Origin of the sequence: Methylobacterium sp. WL103 (assembly GCF_008039885.1) — a bacterium.
GTDB lineage: Bacteria > Pseudomonadota > Alphaproteobacteria > Rhizobiales > Beijerinckiaceae > Methylobacterium > Methylobacterium cerastii.
The window spans coordinates 1-454 of record NZ_VRUX01001281.1; the positions used below are offsets into that span (position 1 = coordinate 1).

Annotated in this window: 1 protein-coding gene; it reads right to left on the reverse strand. The window is 73.3% G+C overall.

The genetic code is table 11. The features are described 5' to 3' along the window. Positions 1-418: cytochrome c-type biogenesis protein (locus tag FV222_RS28995; RefSeq protein WP_147816546.1), on the reverse strand; the 418-nt coding region annotated here is incomplete at its 3' end. Between the last annotated feature and the right edge of the window lie 36 nt (positions 419-454).

A 454-nucleotide genomic window follows, 5' to 3' on the forward strand; every position in this document is an offset into this window, starting at 1 on the left:
GGCCACGCTCGGGCGCCGGCGCCGCGCGGCGCGACAGGCGCCAGATCCCGAAGCCGCCGAGCAGCACCGCGAGCAGCGGCGTCAGCCACAGCAGCACGGTGTGGAGCGCCAGGACCGGGCGCAGCAACACGAACTCGCCGTAGCGGTTCACCACGTAATCCTCGACGCCCTGGTTGCTGTCGCCGGCCTTCAGCCGCTCGCGCACGATCAGCCGGAGGTCCTTCGCCAGCGGCGCGTCGGAATCGTCGATCGACTGATTCTGGCAGACTAGGCAGCGCAGGCCCGAGGAGATCTCGCGGGCGCGATGCTCCATGGCCGGGTCCTTCAGGACCTCGTCCGGCTGGACGGCTTGGGCCGCGCCCGCCCCGAGCACGAGGCCGGCGAGCAGGAGGCCGCGGAGCGTGCGCGCGGCGCTCATTCGGCCGGGACCGCGTGCGGGGGAACGGGCTTGAGC